We start from the raw sequence: 21,210 nt of genomic DNA, 5'->3' as shown, positions 1-21,210 counted from the left end.
CCTATACCCTCTAACGATAACAGATCGTTTAAAGGAGGCGAAAGGATTTCTTTTTTAATGCCAAAAGGATAGAGTAAAGGCTAATTCTCAGTGTTTTAGGGACTTGCATGGAAAGCCTATTTTGGATCTTTTTGGTTCTATCGATTTTTAGTTATTTTATTTACCCAATGGTATTAAAGTTGGCTGCTGTTGTGAAAAGTCATCCATCACACAGCGATTCCATTGGCACATCGAAGGAACTTCCCCCATTGACACTTATTGTTACTGCTTACAATGAAGAAAAGCGTATACGAGAGAAGATAGAAAATACGTTATCGTTAGATTACCCAGCAGATAAATTAACGCTAATTGTCGCCTCTGACTGTTCAAGCGATTTCACAGACGACATCGTAAATGAATACAGTGATCGAAATGTAAAACTGGTTAGAGCAACAGAGCGGTTAGGCAAAGAAAATGCACAATGGACGGCAATTCAGACCGTTGAAGGCGGGATAATCGTTTTTTCTGATACCGCTACAAAAATTGAACCCGATGGTTTGCTGAAACTAGCGGCTTATTTCGATGACCCCATTGTAGGCGCAATTTCTAGCGAAGATCGCTTTATCAGCAAAGATGGAAGCGTGGCTGGTGAGGGCGCTTATGTAAAATATGAAATGTGGCTTCGGCAGCGTGAATCACAGATTGCAGGCTTAGTAGGATTAAGCGGTTCATTTTTCGCTGCCCGTCGTGAAGTATGTCAAGAGTGGGATATCCACTCTCCGAGTGATTTTAATACTGCGCTAAATTGTGCTCGTTTAGGCCTAAAAGCCGTAACCGCTCCCGACGTACTGGGGTTCTACAAAGATTTGGCCGACCCAACAAAAGAATATGCTAGAAAGATCCGTACCGTTATACGTGGCATGACAGCACTTGAAAGACACCCAGACGTTTTAAACCCCTTTAAATTTGGATTTTTTAGTTTTCAAGTAATCTGCCACAAACTGCTGCGCTGGACTGTACCCTGGACTCTGCTAGGGCTTTTCATCGTCACACCCTTTTGTATTCAAGAGTCCTTGGGTATTTATTCGCTCGCCATGCTTGGGCAATTAGCGTTTTATGGCATTGCCATAGCGGCTCACTTTGTTGAGTCTTTGCGCAACAACTCGATTGTCAAAATAATTTACTTCTTTACTCAGGTAAATATCGCATTATTTGATGCCAGTATTAAGTTTCTGACCGGCACTCGTATGACGGTGTGGCAGCCATCAGCACGATGAGTCTATCTTTAACACCGCCGGTTGGCACGCCTGCAACGCTTAAGCGCACAACTCATGAGTCATTTGATTGCCTTGTCGGCGGTACTCAATATACTTTAGTGCAATCTGGCACTGCTGCACTTGCGCTGGCGCTGTTGGTAGCAAAGCGTCACAAAGCCGATAAGAATGAGGTTATTATTCCTGCCTATGGGTGCCCTGACTTGGTTGCCGCAATAGAATATGCGGGATTGGTTGCGGTCGTCGTAGATGTCTTCGCCTGTCCTTATAGCTACTGCGAAGAAGCGCTTAACAGCAGTTTAAATGAAAACACATTGGCCATTGTATGCCCTACCCTGTTGGGTATTAGAATGCCGATTAATGCGCTGAGAAATACTGTTGGCAATGAGCTCATCATTATTGAAGACAATGCGCAATGGCTGCCAAGCTCAACGGCGAAACCGGTTATTGAAAATAGCGGCCAAACCCGCTTTTTTGATGACAGTTTTGAGCCCATCGACATGTCGATCGTGTCGTTTGGCAGAGGTAAACCGGTAAACCTTCTCGGTGGTGGTGCTCTGTTTTTACACAATAGTTCTTTAACTACTGTATTCGAATCGCTGACGGATGCTTTAGGTCATGTCCAAATTGCGAAAAAAGCTTCTACGGACAATATCAGTCTAAAGTATCGACTAAAAGCTTCGCTGTTCAACTTCCTCTGTAGTCCATTAATATACGGTGCAGTGGCCAGATTACCGTTTTTATCTATAGGTGAAACAAAATTTCATCCGTTAATGTCTATAGAGGCTCTCGGAAATGACCAAAAGCAATTACTAGTCAGTGCTATCAAGGCGTACTTAGCCCATGAGCCGAAAGCTGAAGTTAAATTGAGAAAGTTAAAGCCCGACAATAAAATGGCAGAGCAAACACACAATCGACTATTGCGTTACCCGTTATTGTGCTTCTCAAAAACAGAGCGGGATGCATTGATACGAAAGTTAAGTCTGGCAGGAATTGGAGCTTCACCGTTTTATAATGCATTGCTCCCCGAGATAGACGACGTAGATAGTAAAGTTAAACGATATGCGGAAATTAAACATGCAAAAGTGCTTGCTGACAAAATGCTAACACTACCTGTCCACCCAGGGATAAGCACTAACCACGTAGACGTCATGATTTCGAATTTGGACAACGTATTGCCCACCAGCATGAGTGTGAATTGAAGTGAACGACAACAAACTAACTGATAACGAAATTCTGACTAAAAAAATAAAACAGCTTAAAAACCACAAAGGTGAGATTGCTGGCCAATTCAAAAACGTTCCGCGTGATTCAGAACAGTTCCTATCCTTAAAACGTGAAATGCAGGCTATCAGTGAAGCATTAAAAGACGCGGAGTCAAAACTCAAAAATTTAAAAAATCAGGATAAGCCGACAAAGTCAGAGTCTTCTACATCTGCTCATCCACCATTGCCAGAACAATTTAACGCTGCCGCCCAAACCCTAAACTGTCCGCTGTTTTTTGAATCTTACGAAATGAACAGCATACCAGACGCTTGGTGGACCTTCATTAAACGCCATTCGGCAAGCTTTTATCATTCAAAAGCATTTATGTCGCTACTACAGAAAAGTTTGCCCCTAGAGCCGTTGGTAATGCTTGCATTTGATGAGAATAATGAGATTGTGGGTGGACTCCCATTATTTATCACCGACAGCGCGATTTTTGGGCGATTTGCCACTTCAATCCCTCATGTAAATTATGGTGGCTCGATTTCACATTATAAAGATGTCTGTGTGGGCTTAATGCAGCAATTGCCCGTGCTGTGCAACGAGTTAGAACTCAAAAATATACAAGTTCGCAGCACTCAAAAATTGGGAGACTGGCCGGCATCAGAAAAGAAGGTGTCGATGCTACGGGTTTTGCAAACTGACATCGAAAGTTTTAATCGTTCAATAGGCGCAAAAGTCAGGGCTCAAGCCAAGAAAGCTGAAGTTATGAAGCCAACGATAAAATTTGGGTCTAGTGAACTTCTCAACGATTTCTATCGAGTGTTTAGCCAAAATATGCGTGATCTCGGTACGCCAGTTTACGCGAAACAATGGTTCAACGATTACCTACGGCAATTTCCTGAAAACTCAGAATTATGTGTAGGTTATGTCAATGGTGCTCCTGTTTCCTGTGGTTTTCTTATTTACCATAAAGATATGGCAGAAATTCCTTGGGCCTCAACGCTAAGAAAAGCCAACGCTTACGATATGAATATGTGGACGTATCGGCAGATTTTGTTACGCTGCATAGAGAAAAAGTGTCGTTGGTTTGATTTTGGACGTTCAACCGCGGATGCCGGTACGTTTAAATTCAAAAAACAGTGGGGGGCAAAACCAGTCCAACACTATTGGTACGATACTGACAAAAATGGTTTTAAGATATCGGAAGGTCTTAATCCAGATAACCCCAAGTTCAAACTAGCAATAACGATATGGCAGCGCTTGCCATTGTTTGTGACGAACCTTATAGGCCCCATGGTTGCGAAGGATTTAGTGTGATCAAAGCTACAGTTGCACAATTGCTCAATAAGGTACCCTATTCGATATATAGGACATTCCTTGGGGATTTTGTACCTGTGCTGATGTTGCATAGAACTAGAAGCGCGTTATCCCCAGACGGCCACGACCTTAACTTTTTGCGTCAATGTTTGGCTCATTTAAGAAAAGAACATTACAATCCGATTAGTCTTGAATCATTGATAAACATGGCTAATAACAACCTTGACATCCCTCCCAGGAGTATAGTCTTCACAATCGATGATGGTTTCAAAGACAATATCGTTGATACGGCTAGTGTATTTGGCGAATTTGATATTCCACTTACCTGTTTTGTTATCACTGACTTTATCGATAAGGGCTTATGGCCTTGGGATGATCAGGTTAAATTTGCGCTCTCAAGTAGCCACCTACAAAAATGTACTCTTTTCCTTCCTGATACCTCTGAGCTGATGTTAGAACAACAAAATAGTTCATTTCTGTATCTAAAAACATTTCTCAGAGACAAACTTAAAAGGCAACCTCAATCGACTATATATAATTGGATAAAAGATACTCTTTACCCATCTCTAGAAGTTGATGTGCCTGTTGGCCCCCCAAGCTCCTTTTTGCCTGCTTCATGGAATGACATCAATCAATTTATCAGCGCTGGCCATTTTGTTGCTCCTCACACTCAAAGTCATCGGATTTTATCCATGCTAACAATGGAAGAAGCGAGACGTGAGATTAACGATAGTTATTCATTACTGAAAGAAAAAGTGACTTCTGTATCTCCCGTGTTTGCTTATCCGACAGGGAGACAAGGTGATTTTACTGAACGGGACGAACAAATGTGTGCTGAACTCGGTTTGTCTGCAGCAGTATCAACTGTTCCTGGGTATTGGTCACCTAACTGTAATCAATACAGCATTCCACGGTTCTCATTTCCTACCCATTTTGAAGACTTCTTGCAGTATATAGGTGCGATAGAAGCCATTAAAGAAAAACTAAAGTAAGCAAGAAAGTAAGTCTTACCTTTTAAATAAATTTAGCTTCTTGATTACGCGGAACAAAAACATTTTTAACTGCAGTTTAATTATAAAAAATGTTGGCCCTTTATCCTTCGCATGCCATGTAGACCACACTATTGGTCCAGGCAGTATCCTACCCATTCGCGCAAATATTGAATATGAAGGTTCCTTGTCTTCCAAACGAGCCATAAAATCCCCCATTGCATTGACAAAGTAAATACCCGTAGATTGTTGCCAAACCAGAGGATTAACCTTTTTGCCCAATGCAAGCTCATATGTGGCAAGTACGTTATTGACATTGCACCGAGAGTCAAACCAATTACACATTCCTAACCTAGGATTCGTTTCTATATACAGATATTGTTGATGTTTCTTACAATACTTAAACTCCCACATCCCTGGCCCTCGATACTGCATTTCTTTACCTAACAGCTTTACTAGATCTTTAAGTTCCTGATTGTGTTCACTTAAGGCCAATGATGTCACGCCAAAATGAGAAGGACTCGTTCCCATCCGCCTGAATGTAAATGCGCATATCATATTATGATTCTCATCAAAAGTAGCATTGCACACCCAGAGGTTTTCATCCTCTCCTTCAATCAGTTCTTGCGCTACAAACTGGTCTAATTCGTTCGCATATTTTTTGTAAAATGTATCTAACTCATTAATTTTAATTACAATTAGGTTTTTTGCCTTTAACACTTTGTAGCCATTAAAGTCCTTTGGCTTAATGATTATCGGCAGTTTAAGAGCATCAAATGGCCTGCTGCCGTTTATTTCCCACACTGAATTCGGTATGGGGACCTTCGCTTGGTAGACTAAAGATAATTCCATCTGTTTGTCATTTAGAATGTGCGTCAAATTACCCTCAGGGAAAATTGCACGAACATTGGTGGGGAAATCGTTGTAACGATGTTCAACGAAATTTGCAGCTTTATCTGAACAAGTAAAAATGGGGATCGTAAAAGTGCACGAACGAGATACTTGATGAATTATAGCCAACACTTCAGATTCCCAACTATCTGAATCCATTACCGTATGAATTTCAACAGGCTGATTGCTATGCGCGCTTAAATCATTTTGTGAAGGACATATAGCCACAACGTCGATTCCAGCTGCTGTAAGCGCTCGAACTACGCCAAGGCCGTTTAATCCATTTGCTAGAACAATTGCTTTACCACCACTTAAGTCTCTTCTAACACTTTGACTGAGACGCAAGCGTTTTGCTTGAAGGTCATTATTTTTTCGCGCAAGCCACTTACGAATTAAAGTGCGGCTAAAACGTCCATAACTGTGAGGGATTGCCAAAACAGGACTAATTGCACTGGCACAACTAGCTACCCTAATTTTATACCCCTCCTCTCCGCGCAAAAAACTTAACGTATTTAAATTTAGTTGTTGTAACCCGCTCTGGACTTTACTCAATAAAATTAAGCCAACCCCCTTTGAGCGAAAATCTGTGTTAATCGCGGGGGCAAAATATTGTAGTTGTTGCCCTTGAATAAAGCTTATGGCACACGCCGCGAGGGTACCATCAACTCTTAATGTAGAGCACACGACCTTATCCGAAAGGGAATTAAACATAGCTAAAATAATCGGACGAGAGGCACAACTGTTAAGGCTAGATTCACCGTGATACTTTTTATGCAAGTCTAAAATTTCATTGATTACGTCATCCGACATGGTTTCTTGCATACTAAAATTAACAGTATGTTCCTGCGCTAGTTTTTTATCTCTCCTGCGAATATCACTCAGCAACTTTTTGTCAAAATTAGGCTCTTTACGGTGATGCTCAAATACATATTGAACGCCTGAATTGGCCACATCATAATCAACCGAAAGCAAGTTCAATAACAACTCGGTTGATGATTTTTGAGGAGGGAGATCTAACTTAATTAAATGATGCTTAAAATTTTGCTGCAAAAACTCGGCAAGCTTTGAAGCAATACTCTGCAGTTTGACATCCTTATCAATTAAAATCTCGTGAAAATCAGTATGTGCTTGACATAAGTGCTCTAACGTCGGGAAACGAAGACCTTGTTTATGACTCAGCAGTCTTTTCCGCAAGGGAACTGCCGCCTGCAAACGCTCGCCATCATGAATAACTAAGATAAAACCGGTTTGCTCTCTATTTAAATGAAAAGCTACCCATTCATAAGAAATGAAAACACTATTACTACAACTTAAGAAAATTCGATCCCATTCACTGTTCCAACCAGCTAACGCAGTGATGCTTTCTATGACTGCGATCTTCATCTTACTATGAAGAAGAATTAACGTTGGCTGCTAATAACCAATCACTGTACACAGGGTATTCAACGTCAGAGCCAAGGTAACAATCTCGCATCGTTTGCCAATTAAAATCTCGACAAAGTTTACTCAGCTTATTGGCCGCATATTTCTGATTTACATGGTGCCTGAATTGAGATTTAAAACCACCAGGAAGCCTAGGCTGCTCAGGATCAAACTCCCAAGGATGAGTATAGAAATTCGCTGTTCCATGTTCGCGAAGACCCTTGTTGAACAAATAATGGAATAAACCATAAGGTAACAAGCGAAAGTAACCACCTCCGCCAGCCGGTAATGTTTTTCCCATCCAATTACAGGTCGTAACGGGTATTTCTAGTAAACCGTTTGCTAATTTATAGGGTGTTGCAGGTGCATTAGGCACACCATACAAATCGTGATTAATCGGATACGAACTTGAGCTATATGTGTAGCCAGCGGCAGCGATTTCATCATGCGCCCACTCGTTATCATGACGAATAGAAAAACAGGGAGCTCTAAAACCTACTATTTCTTTTCCGCTCACTTGCTCCAGGATGTCCTTCGCTCTACGAATATCGTCTGCAAATTCTTGCCGCGATTGGCGAGTAATATGCTGATGCATAAAGCCGTGACTCGCTAACTCATGCCCCTGTTCAACAATTCGTTTGATAATTTGAGGACACACTTTTGCAACCCATCCTAATGTGAAAAATGTAGCCTTAACATTAAATTGGTCAAATACACCCAACAAAACATCCATTTGATGCTCAATACGTGATGTTTGATCTTTCCATGAAGATATAGATACAGTATCAGCGAAGGCTTCGACCTGGAAATACTCTTCCACATCCACGGTCATTGCACATAAAGATTTCAAAGCTGAAAAAATCCGTTCAAGAATAGGTTTATTTTGCTGTAGTATTACATCAATAGGAATTTTAGCCAAGCGCCGAGTAGTGCAGGCTAACTAAAGGAAAACGATATGCACAACGTTAAGACTCTTGCCCTCGCATGCTGTTTATTGCCAGCGCTTTATGCGTGTCAACCCACGCTAGACAGAACCCAAACACTTGCTCAGGTCCAGCAAGCGTTAAGCGCCAAACAATTTAATGAAGCCGAAATTAAACTAAAATCACTTTTGAGTGACAATGCAAACGATGCGGAAGTGCGCCGTATGCTGGGCTCAGTGCTACTTGAGCAAGGTAACTTCTCAGCAGCTATAAAAGAGCTTGAGCGAGCCATTGCACTAGGGGTTGATACTTCTGATGTTCACATCGATTTGCTACAAGCAAAACTGCGGGCAAATGAGTATGACGATATTTTAGCGTTTAACCCACGTGAAATTGCTTTGTCGCCTGCGGCGCTAGCTGAAGTATATGTACTTAAGGGCATTGCTGCGTTGCAATCTGAAAAGATAGAAGAAGCGCGTTCTTACCTCAACGATGCTATCGATTCTGCCTCAGACTCTCAATTTGCTTACCTTGGGAGAGCTTACATCGCATCGAGTGAAGATGATTGGGAAAGTGCTTTAACTGCAATTGAAGAATCAATCGGCATAAACCCTGATTTTGCAGAAGCGTACTTAATGAAAGGGCAAGTACTCAGCCATTTGGGTAGATCAGAAGAGTCTTTAGTCGCATATAAAACCTACTATGAGCTTAAACCGCAATCTCAAGAAGCCAAACTGATTTACGTGAATAGTCTCATTCAAAATAATCAATTTGATGAAGCGACACCACTGGTGAATGAGTTGGCGCAAAGTTTTGGAAAACATCCGATCATAAGTCAACTTAAAGGTGTTCTGGCGTATGTAAAGGAAGATTACGAAACCGCAAAGCGCCATACAGACGATGCCATACAAAGTGGACTCAGAACCCCTATATCACTGAGTATTAATGGTATTAGCGCGCATGAGTTAGGACTGTACGAGCAAGCCTATCGTTCGCTTAAAAGTGCAGAGCCCTATCTCTCCGCAGAGCACCCTGCGCGCAAGTTATTGTTCGTAACACAAACCCAACTAGGTTTCAGCAATGAAGCAGCGGAGGTGTTTAGCGGGACTCAATTTGACACCTCAGATGCCAATATCGTGTCTATGACCGGCTTATCATTCGCACAATCAGGTGAAACACAGGGGGCAGAAGAAGCGCTCAACATACTAAATACATTCGACAATCTTTCCGAGGAGAACTTAACTCGTAAAGGCATGCTAAGGCTTCAACTCAATGACCTTAGTGGAATAGAAGATCTGAAAGCCGCGTTAGTTAAAGCGCCGGAATTGGAAAGTGCTCAAGTAGCATTATTCGATGCTTATCTTCGCACACAAGACTTTACATCTCTGATTGAATTTGCAACTGATTTGCTCAATAAAGAGCCTAACTCTGTTGTCGGCTATAACATGTTGGCAAGCGGCCACTTGGGTATGAAAAACGTTGAAGAAGCCAGTAAAGCCTACGACAGAGCGCTTCAAATCGATCCTATCAATCCCCCATCGCTCATCCATAAAGCGGGCATATATGCTGAACAGCAAGACTATGCATCTGCAGCCAACACCATTGAGCCGCTAGTCATACAACGTCCAAGTTACTTTCATGGCTTAGCCGTTTATTATCAATATCTCGTTGATGCTGGTGAAAACGACAAAGCACTCAGAGCAGTAGAAAGAGCGAACACAATTGTCACTGATTCTGAAGAGCATAAGTTTCTGCTTGCGAGCATTTACTATTCAAGAGGCATGCTGTCTGAGGCACAACAGACTCTACTGAAGATAGACATTAATAAATCTCTACCCAACAACTATTGGCTGCTGCTGGTTGAAACCTATTTAAAGATGGACCAATGGGACAACGCCGAAGAAGTGCTGAAAAATTGGGTTGATACGACTCCGTTTAATGAATACGCACAAATTTACAGAGTGGCTTTTCTACAGTTATATGCAAAAGATGATGAGGTTCGAGTTGCATTGAGTGAAGCATTAGCAGCTTTGCCTCGTTCAAACACTCTGAAACTGTTGGAGGTTCAATTTGAAATCGAATCTGGCAACATAGCCATTGCGCGTTCAAAACTAAAGGAAGTCGAGAAAACCGAATCAACCGCTACCGCCTACGAAGGCATTGAAGCTTTTTTTGAGTTGATCGGGAACAAAGCGGATGACAGCACTCTCAGCCGCCTGCTGAAATTTTATGAAAAACACCCCACTAAATTCGCGGTAAAAGGGATTGTTGCTAACTATCAGCAACGTCGTGATAAACCAAGCATGCTAGACTTTTTGCAGCAGCGTATAACCGACTATCCGCGAGATTACTTTAGCCGCAAAATGCTCGCAGATGCGCTATTTACAACACAGCCTGAAACTGCGATAGAACATTACACACTACTTAACAAAGTGAACCCTAACGACCTATTGGTCATTAACAACTTATCTTGGCTTCTGTACGAACAGAACTTACTAGAAGAAGCCAGTGAAATGATCAATAGCGGATTATCCATTCGCAATGATGTGCCGTTTATTCTGGATACTGCGGCCGTGATTGAAAAGGCCAAGGGTAATCAGCAAGAAGCGCTTGATTTGTTTGCTAAAGCCTATCGCATTTCCCCTACGGCTGGGATTGCACTTCACTATGCCAGTGCACTCATTGATTCTGGAGACAAAGAACAGGCACGAGAGCTATTAAATTTGATCCCTGAAAATACCAATGCTCAGATCAAACAGCAAAAACAAAAACTTTTGGACGGTTTATAAATCTATTTGGACGGGGAAAGGGCTAGCGCCCTTTCCCGAATAGAACGACTTCAACCGTTCGTATCAATATCAACAAATCTAGTAGCAAGCTTTGATGCTTCACATAGTACAAATCGAACTTCAATTTCTCTAAAGAGTCTTCAACGCTTGCACCATAGGGGTAATTTAACTGAGCCCAACCCGCAAGGCCCGGTTTCACGTTGTGACGCTGATTATAGTAAGGCACTTCCTTAACTAATTGTTCGACAAACTCAGGCCTTTCTGGTCTTGGCCCAATAAAAGACATTTCGCCTTTAAACACATTAAATAATTGTGGTAACTCATCGATGCGGTATTTACGTATGAAAGCACCAATTCGCGTTACGCGATTGTCATTTTTGGTCGCCCATTTTGCACCATCTTTTTCAGCATCTGGACGCATACTGCGAAACTTCATGATAGAGAATAACTTGCCATTTAAGCCGACGCGCTCTTGCTTATAAAGGACTGGTGTTTTTGTGCGTCGACCGTCGTCTAAGTAGATAATAACCGCGGTCAGAAGCATGAAAGGCCACACAAAAAATAACACACAAAATGCCATAAACGCATTGATACTATAATCTAATGCATCTCTCAGATAGTTTTGCGAATGGAAACCGTTGGAGTATATAACCCAGCTTGGGTACATCAAATTTACCACAATCTGCCCTGTTTCACGTTCCATGAAATCCAGAAGATCGGTGACTTCTATACCTCTTAGACGACAATCAAATAAAACATCAATTGGTAATGTACCGCGGCGTTGATCACACGCAATCACAATTTCTTCAATGTCGTTATCCAAAATAAAGGCTTTAAAACGCTCATCTATCTTAACGTGAATAATTTTCTCGTTAACGATACCTTCTTCTCTGTTGTCTCCTGGGATAGGAATAAACCCTACTAACTCAAAGCCCAAACGGTCAACATCGCGACGCATGCGCTTTTCGATAATGGATGCTCGTTCGCCAGCTCCCAACACAATAATTCGTGTACGCCCTAAACCAAGCAAACCTAAACGATTTGTAAAGTAGCGAAAGAAAACCAGTGTAATAATGCTTAAAGACATTGCACTAGGGAGGTAATAAGGGTGCATATTCAACGAGCTAAACACCGCCCCTGTGGCGACTTCTACAACCAAATAGGTTAATGCGAAACTAACGAAAATCCGTCGAATGATCCCTCTGAAAGTCTCTCGAAGCTTGGCTTCATATAACCCTACAGACAAGGAACACAGTAATGCACAGCCTGTAATCAACATGACATTGACTAGAAGGGTTTCTAGCTTAGGGGCCTCAATAATTTCTAAGTAGGTCAAAAAGAAGCTAGCTATATAGCTGGTGTACGCTATTAACAAAGCTTCCGTTATCACTAATGCGTTCGAACGTTTATTTTGCCTATTTTTAGGAGCCGGCATCTAAAGATTCCCAGTAAAACTAAAGGATTTAGCATATGATAAACAAACTAATTGATATAGACTACGAATCAATGAAATAAAAATTAGGCAAAACGATTGTAAATTCGTTACCTTATAGACTTTGTGATTATCATTTCCTGGAAGAAATTATGAAGAATATCACTCGCTTAAATGCTCTATTGGCCGTTGCATTAACTACTTTATTAGCGGCTTGCAGCACGCCTATTTTACCTGAAGCTACGCCTCGAGCCTCCTTAACTACCGATGTTAACAATTACCAGTACCTAATCGGACCGGGTGATAATTTAACCATCTTTGTATGGCGCAACCCAGAAATCTCTGGTTCATTTATCGTTCGTCCAGATGGTAAAGTCACAACATCACTTGTGGAAGATATTGTGGTAGCGGGAAAAACACCCACAATGCTCGCAAGAGAATTAGAAGAGCAGTTGTCTACTTATATCAACTCTCCACGCGTGACCGTAAGCGTCAATAATTTCCAAGGGCCTTTCAGTGAGCAAGTAAGAGTCATTGGTGAAGCTACTAATCCGCAAGCAATCAATTACACGCAACACATGACGCTGCTGGACCTCATGATACAGGTTGGTGGTTTAACAGAGTTTGCTAATGGAAATCGCGCTAAACTCGTGCGCGTAGTTAATGGCCAACAAAAATCATTCGACATTGATATCGATGACCTTATTCGAAAAGGTGATATAGAAAAGAACGTTGATATCCTTCCGGGTGACATTGTTATCATCCCAGAAGCTTGGTTCTAAACTTAAAAGCAGTAACGGAAGCGCTTTATGCAGGATTTAAAAGGTACCCTAGATGATTTGCTAGATTACGTACGCGGCATTTGGATTAAAAAACGCTACGTGATGTTAACAAGCTGGTTAATCATTCCATTTGGGTTAGTCTACGTGGCTCTTATGCCTGACGTGTATCGATCAGAAGCAAAAATTTTCATCGATACAGGCTCTGAACTAGATACCGCTCTACAAGGGTTAACCTTTGAAAATAATTTAAATCAAAAGTTATTGATGATGGTGCAAACGCTCAAGAGCCGAGAGAATATTGAAAAAATAGCTAGGGGCGCCGACTTAGATATAACCACAGCAAATCAGCAGGAATATAACAACCTAATCACTGAGCTTTCGGAAGATATCGCGCTGATAGCCCCCGACCCCAGAGCAAGAGAAAACATTCTCACAATTGCTTATAGGCACCCGAATGCAAGCGTAGCAAAAAATGTTGTTCAGGAAACGTTGGACCTCTTTGTTGAGGGAGCTTTAGGTGAGTCTAGAGCAAGCAATACGACAGCGAATCGTTTTTTGGATGAGCAAATCCTCGAGTATGAAGCACGCTTGTCTCAATCTGAACAACAAATGGCCGATTTTCAGCGGAAAAACTCAGATCTTTTACCGTCATCCGGTACTTTTTACTCTCGATTGAGTTTATTCAGAGAGCAATTAGACGATACTCGTCTGCAGATAAATCAGTTAACAAAACAGAAAGAAACATTTATTGCACAATTAGAAGCTGAGCGAGCCAACATCGCAAGTTCAGGAGCAAACTTAGCCAGCGGTGCGCCAGCAATCCAAACACGTTACGATGCTAGAATTGCAGAGCTTGAAGCGAAACTTGATCAACTCAAAATACGCTTTACCAGCTTGCACCCAGAGGTCACTGAAACTCAGCGGCTACTAGACAGTCTTATACAGACACGTAATCAGGAAATCAGTGACTATCTATCTCAACAATCAACATCTACTGAAGCCATTCAGTCAAACCCGTTAAGCCTCGATATAAAAGGCGAAATTAACCGATTGGATGGTGAAATAGCATCACTACAGGTAAAAGAAGAAAATTTGATTGCTAAGATTAGCGACCTCCGCGCGAAAATTGATTTAGTCCCGCAAATTGAAGCTGAGCAAGTCGCATTAAATCGTGACTATGAAATTCTAAAACAGAATTATTTAGAGCTATTATCCCGAAGAGAATCCGCAGAATTATCGCAAAAAGCCGATGTCAGCGCTGAAGATTTCAAGTTTAGAATTATTGAGCCGCCGATGGTCCCGGTTAAACCCAGCGGTCCCCAACGTCTTATATTCTATACTGCTGTTGTGTTGGTTGGATTTGGTACTGGTATAGCCATTGCATTCCTCATTAGTCAGTTTGCCCCTTTACTATTTAGAGCTTCTCAAATTACTAGAGTCTCTGAGTATCCTGTTTTGGGGTGTGTTAGTCATTTAGATAGGTCTTCGATAGCCAAGGCCGCTCGAATGCGATTACTCGTGTTCTTATTGTCTTCAGGAACACTACTTGTTCTCTATGGCATACTAATGACCGCTGAGGTTCTTCAAATAGACTTAATTGGGAAGGTGATGTCATGAGCACAATCGAAAAAGCCTTACAAAAAAAACTTGAAGCTAAAAAGAAGCAACTAGAAGCTGAGGGTGCGTCTGTTGAAGAATCAAAGCCTGAAGAAAAGACTTCTTTGGAGAGAGCCGCGTCAGTAGCGAAGAGATCTGAAAAGCCTACTCTTAATAAAGAGCTCACTACAGGAAAAGAGGCTAAAGAACAGGTACCTGTAAAAAGTGAGAAAGTACCTAAAAAGAAATTATACGGGGATGTTCTAGAGAACAATGCCGCTGATATCAATATTGATTTACCGGCATTAGAGGCTCAGGGATTCGTATCCGTAGACTCTACTCGCAGACTCATTAATGAAGAATACAGAGCGATAAAGCGTAAACTCCTTAAGAATGCCTTTGGACCTCTGTCTAAGTCACTGAATAACTCCAATATCATTATGGTCAGTAGTGCAAGACCAGGCGAAGGAAAAACATTCACTGCTGTTAATTTGGCTCTTAGTATTGCAGCAGAAAAAGATAAGACAGTTCTGCTTGTAGATGCCGATGTACTTCGCCCAAATGTGACTAAAACATTGGGTGTAGAAGTTGGTGATGGTTTAATGGAGTATCTGCTGGATGAGAAACAAGATATTGCTGACGTCATGTATACGACCAATGTTGAAAAGTTGCGTATCGTTCCTGCAGGTAGAAGTCATCATTTATCGACTGAATTGCTCGCCAGCCAAAAAATGCAAGAAACCGTAGATGAAATCGCTTCTCGCTACCCAGATAGAATTGTAATTATCGATACCCCTCCCTTGATTGGGATTAATGAAACCGCAATCCTCACAAATTTTGCAGGACAAGCCGTAGTTGTATGTGTAGAGGGTAAATCGAGATTAACTGACATCGATAAGGCAACATCATTGTTAAACCCTGATATGGCGATTGGCTTTGTTGTAAATAAAGCGATCGTTTCAGTCGATGAAGACGCTGGATATTACGGTTATTACTACGCCAAATAAGAAAAGGACGACGATTGTGCGCAGAGTATATGTGTCTTTGGTATCACTTGCTGTTGTGTCTGGGCAATCCCAAGCAGACTTGGAGGTGTTTCCAACATTGACTACAGGTATCGTAGTTCAAAATGCTAAACCGCAAGAGCAAGATGCGCGCTCAGTCGAATCTATTACAATCGACCCCAGCTTAACAATAAATTATCAGACTGCTGACTTTAGCGGCAGTTGGACAATGTCCCATATGCATCTGATACGCGATGCGGATGGCGATAGTTTTAAGGACGACTTTAGTACGTATGACTACCAAGCATCGTTTAAGTTAATCGACGGACTTTTGGCAGTTAATGCACGCGGAGCGTTGGACTTACGTAACCTGACGCCTGGTGACTACCTGATTACGGACCGTTTTTTTAATCCTGAAGCCTTATCAAAAACCCGTACTAATAATGTTAGCTTAGATCTCAATGCTGACCAATTGGACTATATTGTAGTAGAAGGCAGTCTGTCATACTCGGACGTGGACTCTGAAGAACAAGCACTTTCAACCAGTAATCTGGCTGGCACGACATATTCAGCAACTTCAGTCCTTTCACAAGGCGACGCATTTGATAGCGCATTTTTCACCATCAAAACTGAGTATAGTCAAACCGAAAACGATGGTAATTCGTTGATTAGTAGCAGCCGCAAAAGCGACCAAACTAGCCGCAACATAGATGGCATATTCAACCATCGATTATATGGAGATATCGGGCTGGTTTTAAGAGGCAGCGATGAGGGGCTAAAATTTGACGGTGCAATCAATATCGATACACGCCGCAACTTTAATAGTTACGGAGCGGGGCTTTCCTACTCCCCAAGCAATAATCGCTACATTGCACTAACAGTAAACCAAGGTAATCGTGACGATGAAGACGAAACCTATTTAGGTGCGAATATTCGTTGGGCTTTTTCAGGTAGAACCCGACTCACCGCCAATATAGGTAGGCGTTATTACGGTGACTCTGGCAGTTTTAGTTTTGATTACAATACTAAGACCTTAAGAGCCTCTGTTAGATATAGCGAACAAGCAACAAACTTCTCCCGCTTAATTGCTAACAGTGAAGCACTTGGGTCCTTTGTTTGCCCCCCCAATAGTATTGATATAAGTACCTGTTATCAGCCCAGCTCTCTTAATCCTACTTTAGAGCCGGGTGAGCAACTTGTTGAATTTTCTGACAATGTTATTGAAGTATCTGACGAGCCGATATTAATCAAATCAACCAACGCCGTGATTGGTTATTCAAAAACACGCTTTTCCGGGGCTCTTGAGTTTAGGTATTCAAATCCATTTTATGAAGACAGTGGCAGAGAGCAAGTCACCTATACGACCAACCTTAATTTAGGTTACCAGTTGGGTAGCAAAACACAGTTGCAGGCTCAATTCACCTATATTGAGAGTAATAATAAAAGAGGCACTGACGGCATTGGTCAGAACTTTGATGATACGATTTATAGAGCAACCGGCACTGTTCGTTATCAATTAGCCCGTAATTGGACTGCCGAAACCGAACTGAGATTTATGGATAGAGATTCCAATACACCCGATAGAGTTGTCAGTGATAGACGTATCACTTTCAATCTAGAATATCGCTTCAAATAATTCACTCATAACCAGACAAGTAATTTCAGAGCGTTTTCTAACATTATTTGTAAAATAACGGTCAAATAGGATTGGTTTGTAATGCCCATCAAAAAAACCTAATCAAACTAATCCTCGCTACTAACTATCCCACTACATTTAAACCCACTATAGTTTTCATAAAACTAGGACTCAGAGAGTTCTGACTCTTACTCTCGGTTTACTCATCCTTCATCCGAATATACGTCTTATACTTCTTCTTCAGAAGTTTATCGATATACTGAGTCAGCTTAACCTTATGGCTGATGGCACTGTCTAAGGCGTCCACAAGCTCATTGAGCATGGTTTTATAGTATTCGACGTCTCTTATCTCAGTTCCAGTGTCTGTCATGCTCTGAGGGCCACTCACTTCGTCTTTTAATGATTTAGCAACTGGTGGCTCAGGGTTAAACATTTCTTCTTTGACTTCGTTCACAACGGCGTCTACGGCGTTTTCATCAAGCTTGTCTAACTCTTCTAAGAATCCGTACAACAATATTCTGTCCATTAGGGTATTGATCTTACGCGGAACTCCAGTTGTGAAAGCATGAATACGGCTAAAGGCTTCATCTGAAAACAATGCGGAACCATTCCAACCCGCATTATGCATACGGTATTCGATATACTCGCGACATTCTTCAACGGAAAGCGGCGCTAAATGACAGGATGCCACAATGCGCTGCCTAAACTGCTCCATATTCGGTGCACGCAGTATTGGCTGTAGCTCTTCCTGCCCGAGCAGGAAACTTTGCAGCAGTGGCTTACCGGCTTTTTGAAAATTAGAGAGCATACGTAGCTCTTCAATGGTTTCTAACGGCAGGTTTTGTGCTTCATCGACCAAAAGTAATGCGCGTTTGCCTTGCTTGCTTAGCCCTTCTAAAAAGTCTTCAAGCGCTTCCAACAGGTCAGTTTTGGTTTTGTTAGCGACATCAATCTCAAATTTAGACGCCACCATTTTAACCAACTCATCAGGATTTAGTTTGGGCGTAACGATTTGTGCAGCAACAATGTCGTCTTCTATATCAGCTAATAAGCTATTCGCGATTGTCGTTTTACCGGTACCAATGCCACCAGTAATAACGATAAAGCCTTCGGCTTGAGAAAGGCCATACTGCAAATATGACATAGCCCGTTTGTGCCACTTACTGGCGAAGAAAAAAGCAGGGTCAGGGGTCAGCTGGAAAGGCTTCGATGTCAGGCCGTAATGAGACTCGTACATGCAAACTCGTTATTTTATTTAGCACAAAAAAGAAGCGCTAGCTTACAAGGCTAGCGCTTCATGATCAATCAAGTTGGAAAGAAGCTTTTGCTTACTTTTTGCGTCTACGCAATGCGATTAGACCAAATGCAGTACCAAACAATGCTAGCAATCCAGGCTCTGAAACTACAGTCGCCATTGGGTCACGCGCCCACACGTTAATGTGAGAGATACCTTGCATGCTACCGTTACCATTGTCGAAATCACCCATGTTGAATGTTCCGCCAAGAGTGTATGGAGTCAGGAAGTTAAAAGCTGTGTTACCACCTAACGCTTCGTTAGTGAAGATTTCTTTAAAGTTAAAATCATATACGATGAATTGCGTAGCTGACTTTAATGAAATAGCTAAGTGGTCAAAGGTAGAGCGACCTAATACAGCTTGCACCTCTTCAACAATCGAAGTAGAAGTTGTCAACTGCCAAGAGCCTTGTGTGCATGAATCATTTGCACCAGCGATACAGCTAAATTTAATATTCAATACATCTGCAATATTTAACGTTTGGCCTTTGTTAGTTACAGAACTATAACTCATACCTAATGGGTTTGAATCAGATGCAGAAGACGCTAAGTGGATCCAGCCTGGGTCTGTAGCGTTACCGTCGTTATCAAGATCTAGGTAATCGTCTGGTGTGATAAAAGCACCACCCGCAAAAAATGGAGAATCAAAAAACTTGTTTTGTTCACCATTCAATAATCCATCACCTTCTTCACCCAAGTTTGGATCAGGTGAACTCAAACCGCCCTGGTCATCATTACCCAAGAAACCCGCGCATGCAGACGCGTAATAGCCTACTGCATCGTCGTTAGGATCGTTCGGAGTCACATCGTCAGGTTGGTGCTGAAGTAAATTGTCTAGGTCAGCGATGTTAACAGTTGACATGTCTACGACGTCTGGTGACTCCGCCACGGCAGTCAATGTAACGTTTTCAACGTTACAGTTCACCGATGTTGGTGTACTAATCTGACCAGCATACACGTTGCCTGCGAACAATGCTGTTGTGCCTAGTGCTAATCCAATAATTTTTTTCATAAAGTGTCTCGCGTTTATAGTCCGTTACTGCTTTTCAAAATTTTTGTGCGATTTTAATCGCAGGTGATAATTGTTTTTATTTTTTGGTAACCACCTTCACTATACGTAGATAAATGCACAAATCGGGCCAACAATTAATTCCCATTAGTTTCATGGACTTATAAATTTACCAAAATAAATTCGATTATTTATGTAAAAAAATCCGACAACTCAGGCCCTATCTACAATTTGTCGAATAATGCCTGTTGTTGAAACGCCCTCTTCAAATAATAGCACTTTTACTTCCCCACCGTTGGCCAATACCTCTTTACCACCGGCAATGTCTTCAATTTTGTAATCGCCACCTTTCACTAAAATGTCAGGTAAAATCTCACTGATTAAGCGTTGCGGTGTATCTTCACTGAATGGCACAACCCAATCCACGGCGGATAACCCTGCTAATACAGCCATGCGACGGTCAACGGTATTGATAGGTCTACCTTCGCCTTTCAATTTACGCACGGAATCATCTGTATTGACCGCCACAATCAAACGATCACCTAACTTTGCAGCTTCGGTCAGATATGCGACATGGCCTGAGTGTAAAATATCAAAACACCCGTTGGTCATAACAACGCGTTCCCCACGCTTTTTAGCTGCCATCACACTCTGCTTTAACTGTGACTCTGTCATCACGCCGCCATCAGGATGAGCTTCATCACGCAGCGCAACGGCAAGTTCTGTGGTGGACACAGTAGAAGTCCCCAATTTACCGACAACAATGCTAGCGGCTATATTGGCCAGTACACACGCGTTTGCTATCGTTGCGCCGGCTCCAAGGCTTACTGCTAGTGTTGAAATGACCGTATCGCCAGCGCCCGTTACGTCATAAACCTCGCGCGCTTTAGCCGGTAAATGCAAAGGTGTACTCTCTTGCGAAAATAGCGACATCCCATGCTCGGAGCGGGTTAATAGTAAAGCGTCTAAAGACAATTGCTGGCGCAAGGCCTGCGCTTTACGCTCGATGCTCTCTTCATCGCTTACTTCACCCACCACATGCTCAAACTCACTTAAATTAGGGGTTACCACGGTAGCACCTGCATATTGGCTAAAATCATTGCCTTTGGGATCGACCACGACCGGAATATTCTTTTCTTGAGCAAGCGAAATAAGCACTTGTGCCTCACTTAAACAGCCCTTAGCATAATCAGACAAAATGACCACATCAACGTCGGAAAGTGTTGCTTGGTAGGCTGCGACCAAATCACTCTTTTCTACTTCTGCAAAGGTTTTCTCAAAATCCAAGCGCAGTAATTGTTGATTGCGGCTAATGATTCTAAGCTTGGTGATGGTGTCAAATCCCTTTACACGGGTGAACTCACATTTTACATCGGCCGCACTGAGCTTATCGGACAAAACCGATGCAGCGGCATCGTCACCCGTCATCCCCAACAGCGTGACTTTTGCTCCTAATGACGCGGCATTTAATGCGACGTTGGCCGCCCCACCAGGCCTGTCTTCGGTATCCCCGACTTTAACCACTGGCACGGGCGCTTCAGGCGAAATCCTTGCTGTTGCACCTTTCCAATAACGGTCCAACATTAAATCTCCCACAATGAGGATCCGCGCTTGACTAAAATCTGGTAAATTCATGGGCTTACACATTTGAAAACAATAGTTGC

General features: G+C 42.1%; 15 protein-coding genes. 9 read left to right on the top strand and 6 right to left on the bottom strand.

Going from position 1 to position 21,210, the window contains the following annotated elements:
- The first annotated feature begins 107 nt into the window (after positions 1 to 107).
- From CSH93_RS10555 to CSH93_RS10540, 4 genes are read left to right on the top strand one after another with little or no spacing between them, the layout of a single operon-like run.
- Entirely contained in the window at positions 108 to 1,256 is a 1,149-nt protein-coding gene (locus tag CSH93_RS10555) for a glycosyltransferase family 2 protein (protein WP_100643199.1), read from the top strand.
- Positions 1,253 to 2,455 (top strand): DegT/DnrJ/EryC1/StrS family aminotransferase, encoded by a 1,203-nt coding sequence (locus CSH93_RS10550; RefSeq protein ID WP_100643198.1) that lies wholly within the window; start codon positions 1,253 to 1,255, stop codon positions 2,453 to 2,455. The genes CSH93_RS10555 and CSH93_RS10550 overlap by 4 nt, the downstream gene beginning before the upstream one ends.
- Before the next feature lies 1 nt (position 2,456).
- On the top strand, positions 2,457 to 3,779 hold the full coding sequence (locus CSH93_RS10545; protein ID WP_100643197.1) for a FemAB family XrtA/PEP-CTERM system-associated protein: 1,323 nt from the start codon (positions 2,457 to 2,459) through the stop codon (positions 3,777 to 3,779).
- The gene (locus CSH93_RS10540) at positions 3,776 to 4,771 is read left to right on the top strand and encodes a polysaccharide deacetylase family protein (protein ID WP_164078346.1); all 996 of its coding nucleotides are present in this window, start codon (positions 3,776 to 3,778) and stop codon (positions 4,769 to 4,771) included. Before CSH93_RS10545 ends, CSH93_RS10540 begins: the two co-directional genes overlap by 4 nt.
- 15 nt (positions 4,772 to 4,786) lie before the next feature.
- Here the strand turns inward: CSH93_RS10540 and CSH93_RS10535 are convergent, their stop codons facing one another.
- Together CSH93_RS10535 and CSH93_RS10530 are read right to left on the bottom strand one after the other, a co-directional pair.
- On the bottom strand, positions 4,787 to 7,042 hold the full coding sequence (locus tag CSH93_RS10535) for a GNAT family N-acetyltransferase (protein WP_100643195.1): 2,256 nt from the start codon (positions 7,040 to 7,042) through the stop codon (positions 4,787 to 4,789).
- A gap of 4 nt (positions 7,043 to 7,046) precedes the next feature.
- On the bottom strand, positions 7,047 to 7,931 hold the full coding sequence (locus CSH93_RS10530) for an XrtA system polysaccharide deacetylase (protein WP_205663283.1): 885 nt from the start codon (positions 7,929 to 7,931) through the stop codon (positions 7,047 to 7,049).
- Positions 7,932 to 8,036: 105 nt separating this feature from the next.
- Between CSH93_RS10530 and prsT the strand changes: the two genes are divergently transcribed.
- Positions 8,037 to 10,793 (top strand): XrtA/PEP-CTERM system TPR-repeat protein PrsT, encoded by a 2,757-nt coding sequence (gene prsT / locus CSH93_RS10525; RefSeq protein WP_100643193.1) that lies wholly within the window; start codon positions 8,037 to 8,039, stop codon positions 10,791 to 10,793.
- Between the two features lie 22 nt (positions 10,794 to 10,815).
- Here prsT and CSH93_RS10520 read toward each other — a convergent pair whose 3' ends face one another.
- Positions 10,816 to 12,228 carry a TIGR03013 family XrtA/PEP-CTERM system glycosyltransferase gene (locus CSH93_RS10520; protein WP_100643192.1) on the bottom strand — a complete coding sequence of 471 codons (1,413 nt, stop codon included), beginning with the start codon at positions 12,226 to 12,228 and terminating at the stop codon, positions 10,816 to 10,818.
- A gap of 149 nt (positions 12,229 to 12,377) precedes the next feature.
- Between CSH93_RS10520 and CSH93_RS10515 the strand changes: the two genes are divergently transcribed.
- Genes CSH93_RS10515 through CSH93_RS10500 form a run of 4 tightly spaced genes read left to right on the top strand, consistent with a single transcriptional unit; the run spans position 12,378 to position 17,243 of the window.
- Positions 12,378 to 13,007 (top strand): XrtA/PEP-CTERM system exopolysaccharide export protein, encoded by a 630-nt coding sequence (locus CSH93_RS10515; RefSeq protein ID WP_100643191.1) that lies wholly within the window; start codon positions 12,378 to 12,380, stop codon positions 13,005 to 13,007.
- Positions 13,008 to 13,034: 27 nt separating this feature from the next.
- Positions 13,035 to 14,624, top strand: a complete 1,590-nt coding sequence (locus CSH93_RS10510) for an XrtA system polysaccharide chain length determinant (protein WP_100643190.1) — start codon at positions 13,035 to 13,037, stop codon at positions 14,622 to 14,624.
- Entirely contained in the window at positions 14,621 to 15,610 is a 990-nt protein-coding gene (locus CSH93_RS10505; RefSeq protein ID WP_100643189.1) for an XrtA-associated tyrosine autokinase, read from the top strand. The genes CSH93_RS10510 and CSH93_RS10505 overlap by 4 nt, the downstream gene beginning before the upstream one ends.
- A 16-nt stretch (positions 15,611 to 15,626) precedes the next feature.
- Complete coding sequence (locus CSH93_RS10500; protein ID WP_100643188.1) at positions 15,627 to 17,243, top strand: oligogalacturonate-specific porin KdgM family protein; 1,617 nt, start codon at positions 15,627 to 15,629, stop codon at positions 17,241 to 17,243.
- A 199-nt stretch (positions 17,244 to 17,442) separates the two neighbouring features.
- Here the strand turns inward: CSH93_RS10500 and CSH93_RS10495 are convergent, their stop codons facing one another.
- The 3 genes from CSH93_RS10495 to hldE all read right to left on the bottom strand — a co-directional run bounded on the left by CSH93_RS10495 (position 17,443) and on the right by hldE (position 21,181).
- On the bottom strand, positions 17,443 to 18,480 hold the full coding sequence (locus CSH93_RS10495; protein ID WP_100643187.1) for an XrtA/PEP-CTERM system-associated ATPase: 1,038 nt from the start codon (positions 18,478 to 18,480) through the stop codon (positions 17,443 to 17,445).
- Positions 18,481 to 18,571: 91 nt separating this feature from the next.
- Positions 18,572 to 19,549 carry a PEP-CTERM sorting domain-containing protein gene (locus CSH93_RS10490; RefSeq protein ID WP_100643186.1) on the bottom strand — a complete coding sequence of 326 codons (978 nt, stop codon included), beginning with the start codon at positions 19,547 to 19,549 and terminating at the stop codon, positions 18,572 to 18,574.
- 210 nt (positions 19,550 to 19,759) lie between these two features.
- Positions 19,760 to 21,181: a bifunctional D-glycero-beta-D-manno-heptose-7-phosphate kinase/D-glycero-beta-D-manno-heptose 1-phosphate adenylyltransferase HldE gene (hldE, locus tag CSH93_RS10485; RefSeq protein WP_100643185.1), complete on the bottom strand. Its 1,422-nt coding sequence runs from the start codon at positions 21,179 to 21,181 to the stop codon at positions 19,760 to 19,762.
- Positions 21,182 to 21,210: the final 29 nt, after the last annotated feature.

Origin of the sequence: Neoalteromonas facilis, from assembly GCF_002807665.1 — a bacterium.
Lineage (GTDB): Bacteria > Pseudomonadota > Gammaproteobacteria > Enterobacterales > Alteromonadaceae > Alteromonas_E > Alteromonas_E facilis.
The sequence above is the reverse complement of the archived record's forward strand: the minus strand, read 5'-3'. Positions and strand labels throughout refer to the sequence as shown.

Coding starts and splice junctions, on each gene's coding strand:
- CSH93_RS10555 (WP_100643199.1), top strand. CDS start 108: ATGGAAAGCCTATTTTGGATCTTTTTGGTTCTATCGATTTTTAGTTAT.
- CSH93_RS10550 (WP_100643198.1), top strand. CDS start 1,253: ATGAGTCTATCTTTAACACCGCCGGTTGGCACGCCTGCAACGCTTAAG.
- CSH93_RS10535 (WP_100643195.1), bottom strand. CDS start 7,042: ATGAAGATCGCAGTCATAGAAAGCATCACTGCGTTAGCTGGTTGGAAC.
- prsT (WP_100643193.1), top strand. CDS start 8,037: ATGCACAACGTTAAGACTCTTGCCCTCGCATGCTGTTTATTGCCAGCG.
- CSH93_RS10520 (WP_100643192.1), bottom strand. CDS start 12,228: ATGCCGGCTCCTAAAAATAGGCAAAATAAACGTTCGAACGCATTAGTG.
- CSH93_RS10515 (WP_100643191.1), top strand. CDS start 12,378: ATGAAGAATATCACTCGCTTAAATGCTCTATTGGCCGTTGCATTAACT.
- CSH93_RS10510 (WP_100643190.1), top strand. CDS start 13,035: ATGCAGGATTTAAAAGGTACCCTAGATGATTTGCTAGATTACGTACGC.
- CSH93_RS10505 (WP_100643189.1), top strand. CDS start 14,621: ATGAGCACAATCGAAAAAGCCTTACAAAAAAAACTTGAAGCTAAAAAG.
- CSH93_RS10495 (WP_100643187.1), bottom strand. CDS start 18,480: ATGTACGAGTCTCATTACGGCCTGACATCGAAGCCTTTCCAGCTGACC.
- CSH93_RS10490 (WP_100643186.1), bottom strand. CDS start 19,549: ATGAAAAAAATTATTGGATTAGCACTAGGCACAACAGCATTGTTCGCA.
- hldE (WP_100643185.1), bottom strand. CDS start 21,181: ATGAATTTACCAGATTTTAGTCAAGCGCGGATCCTCATTGTGGGAGAT.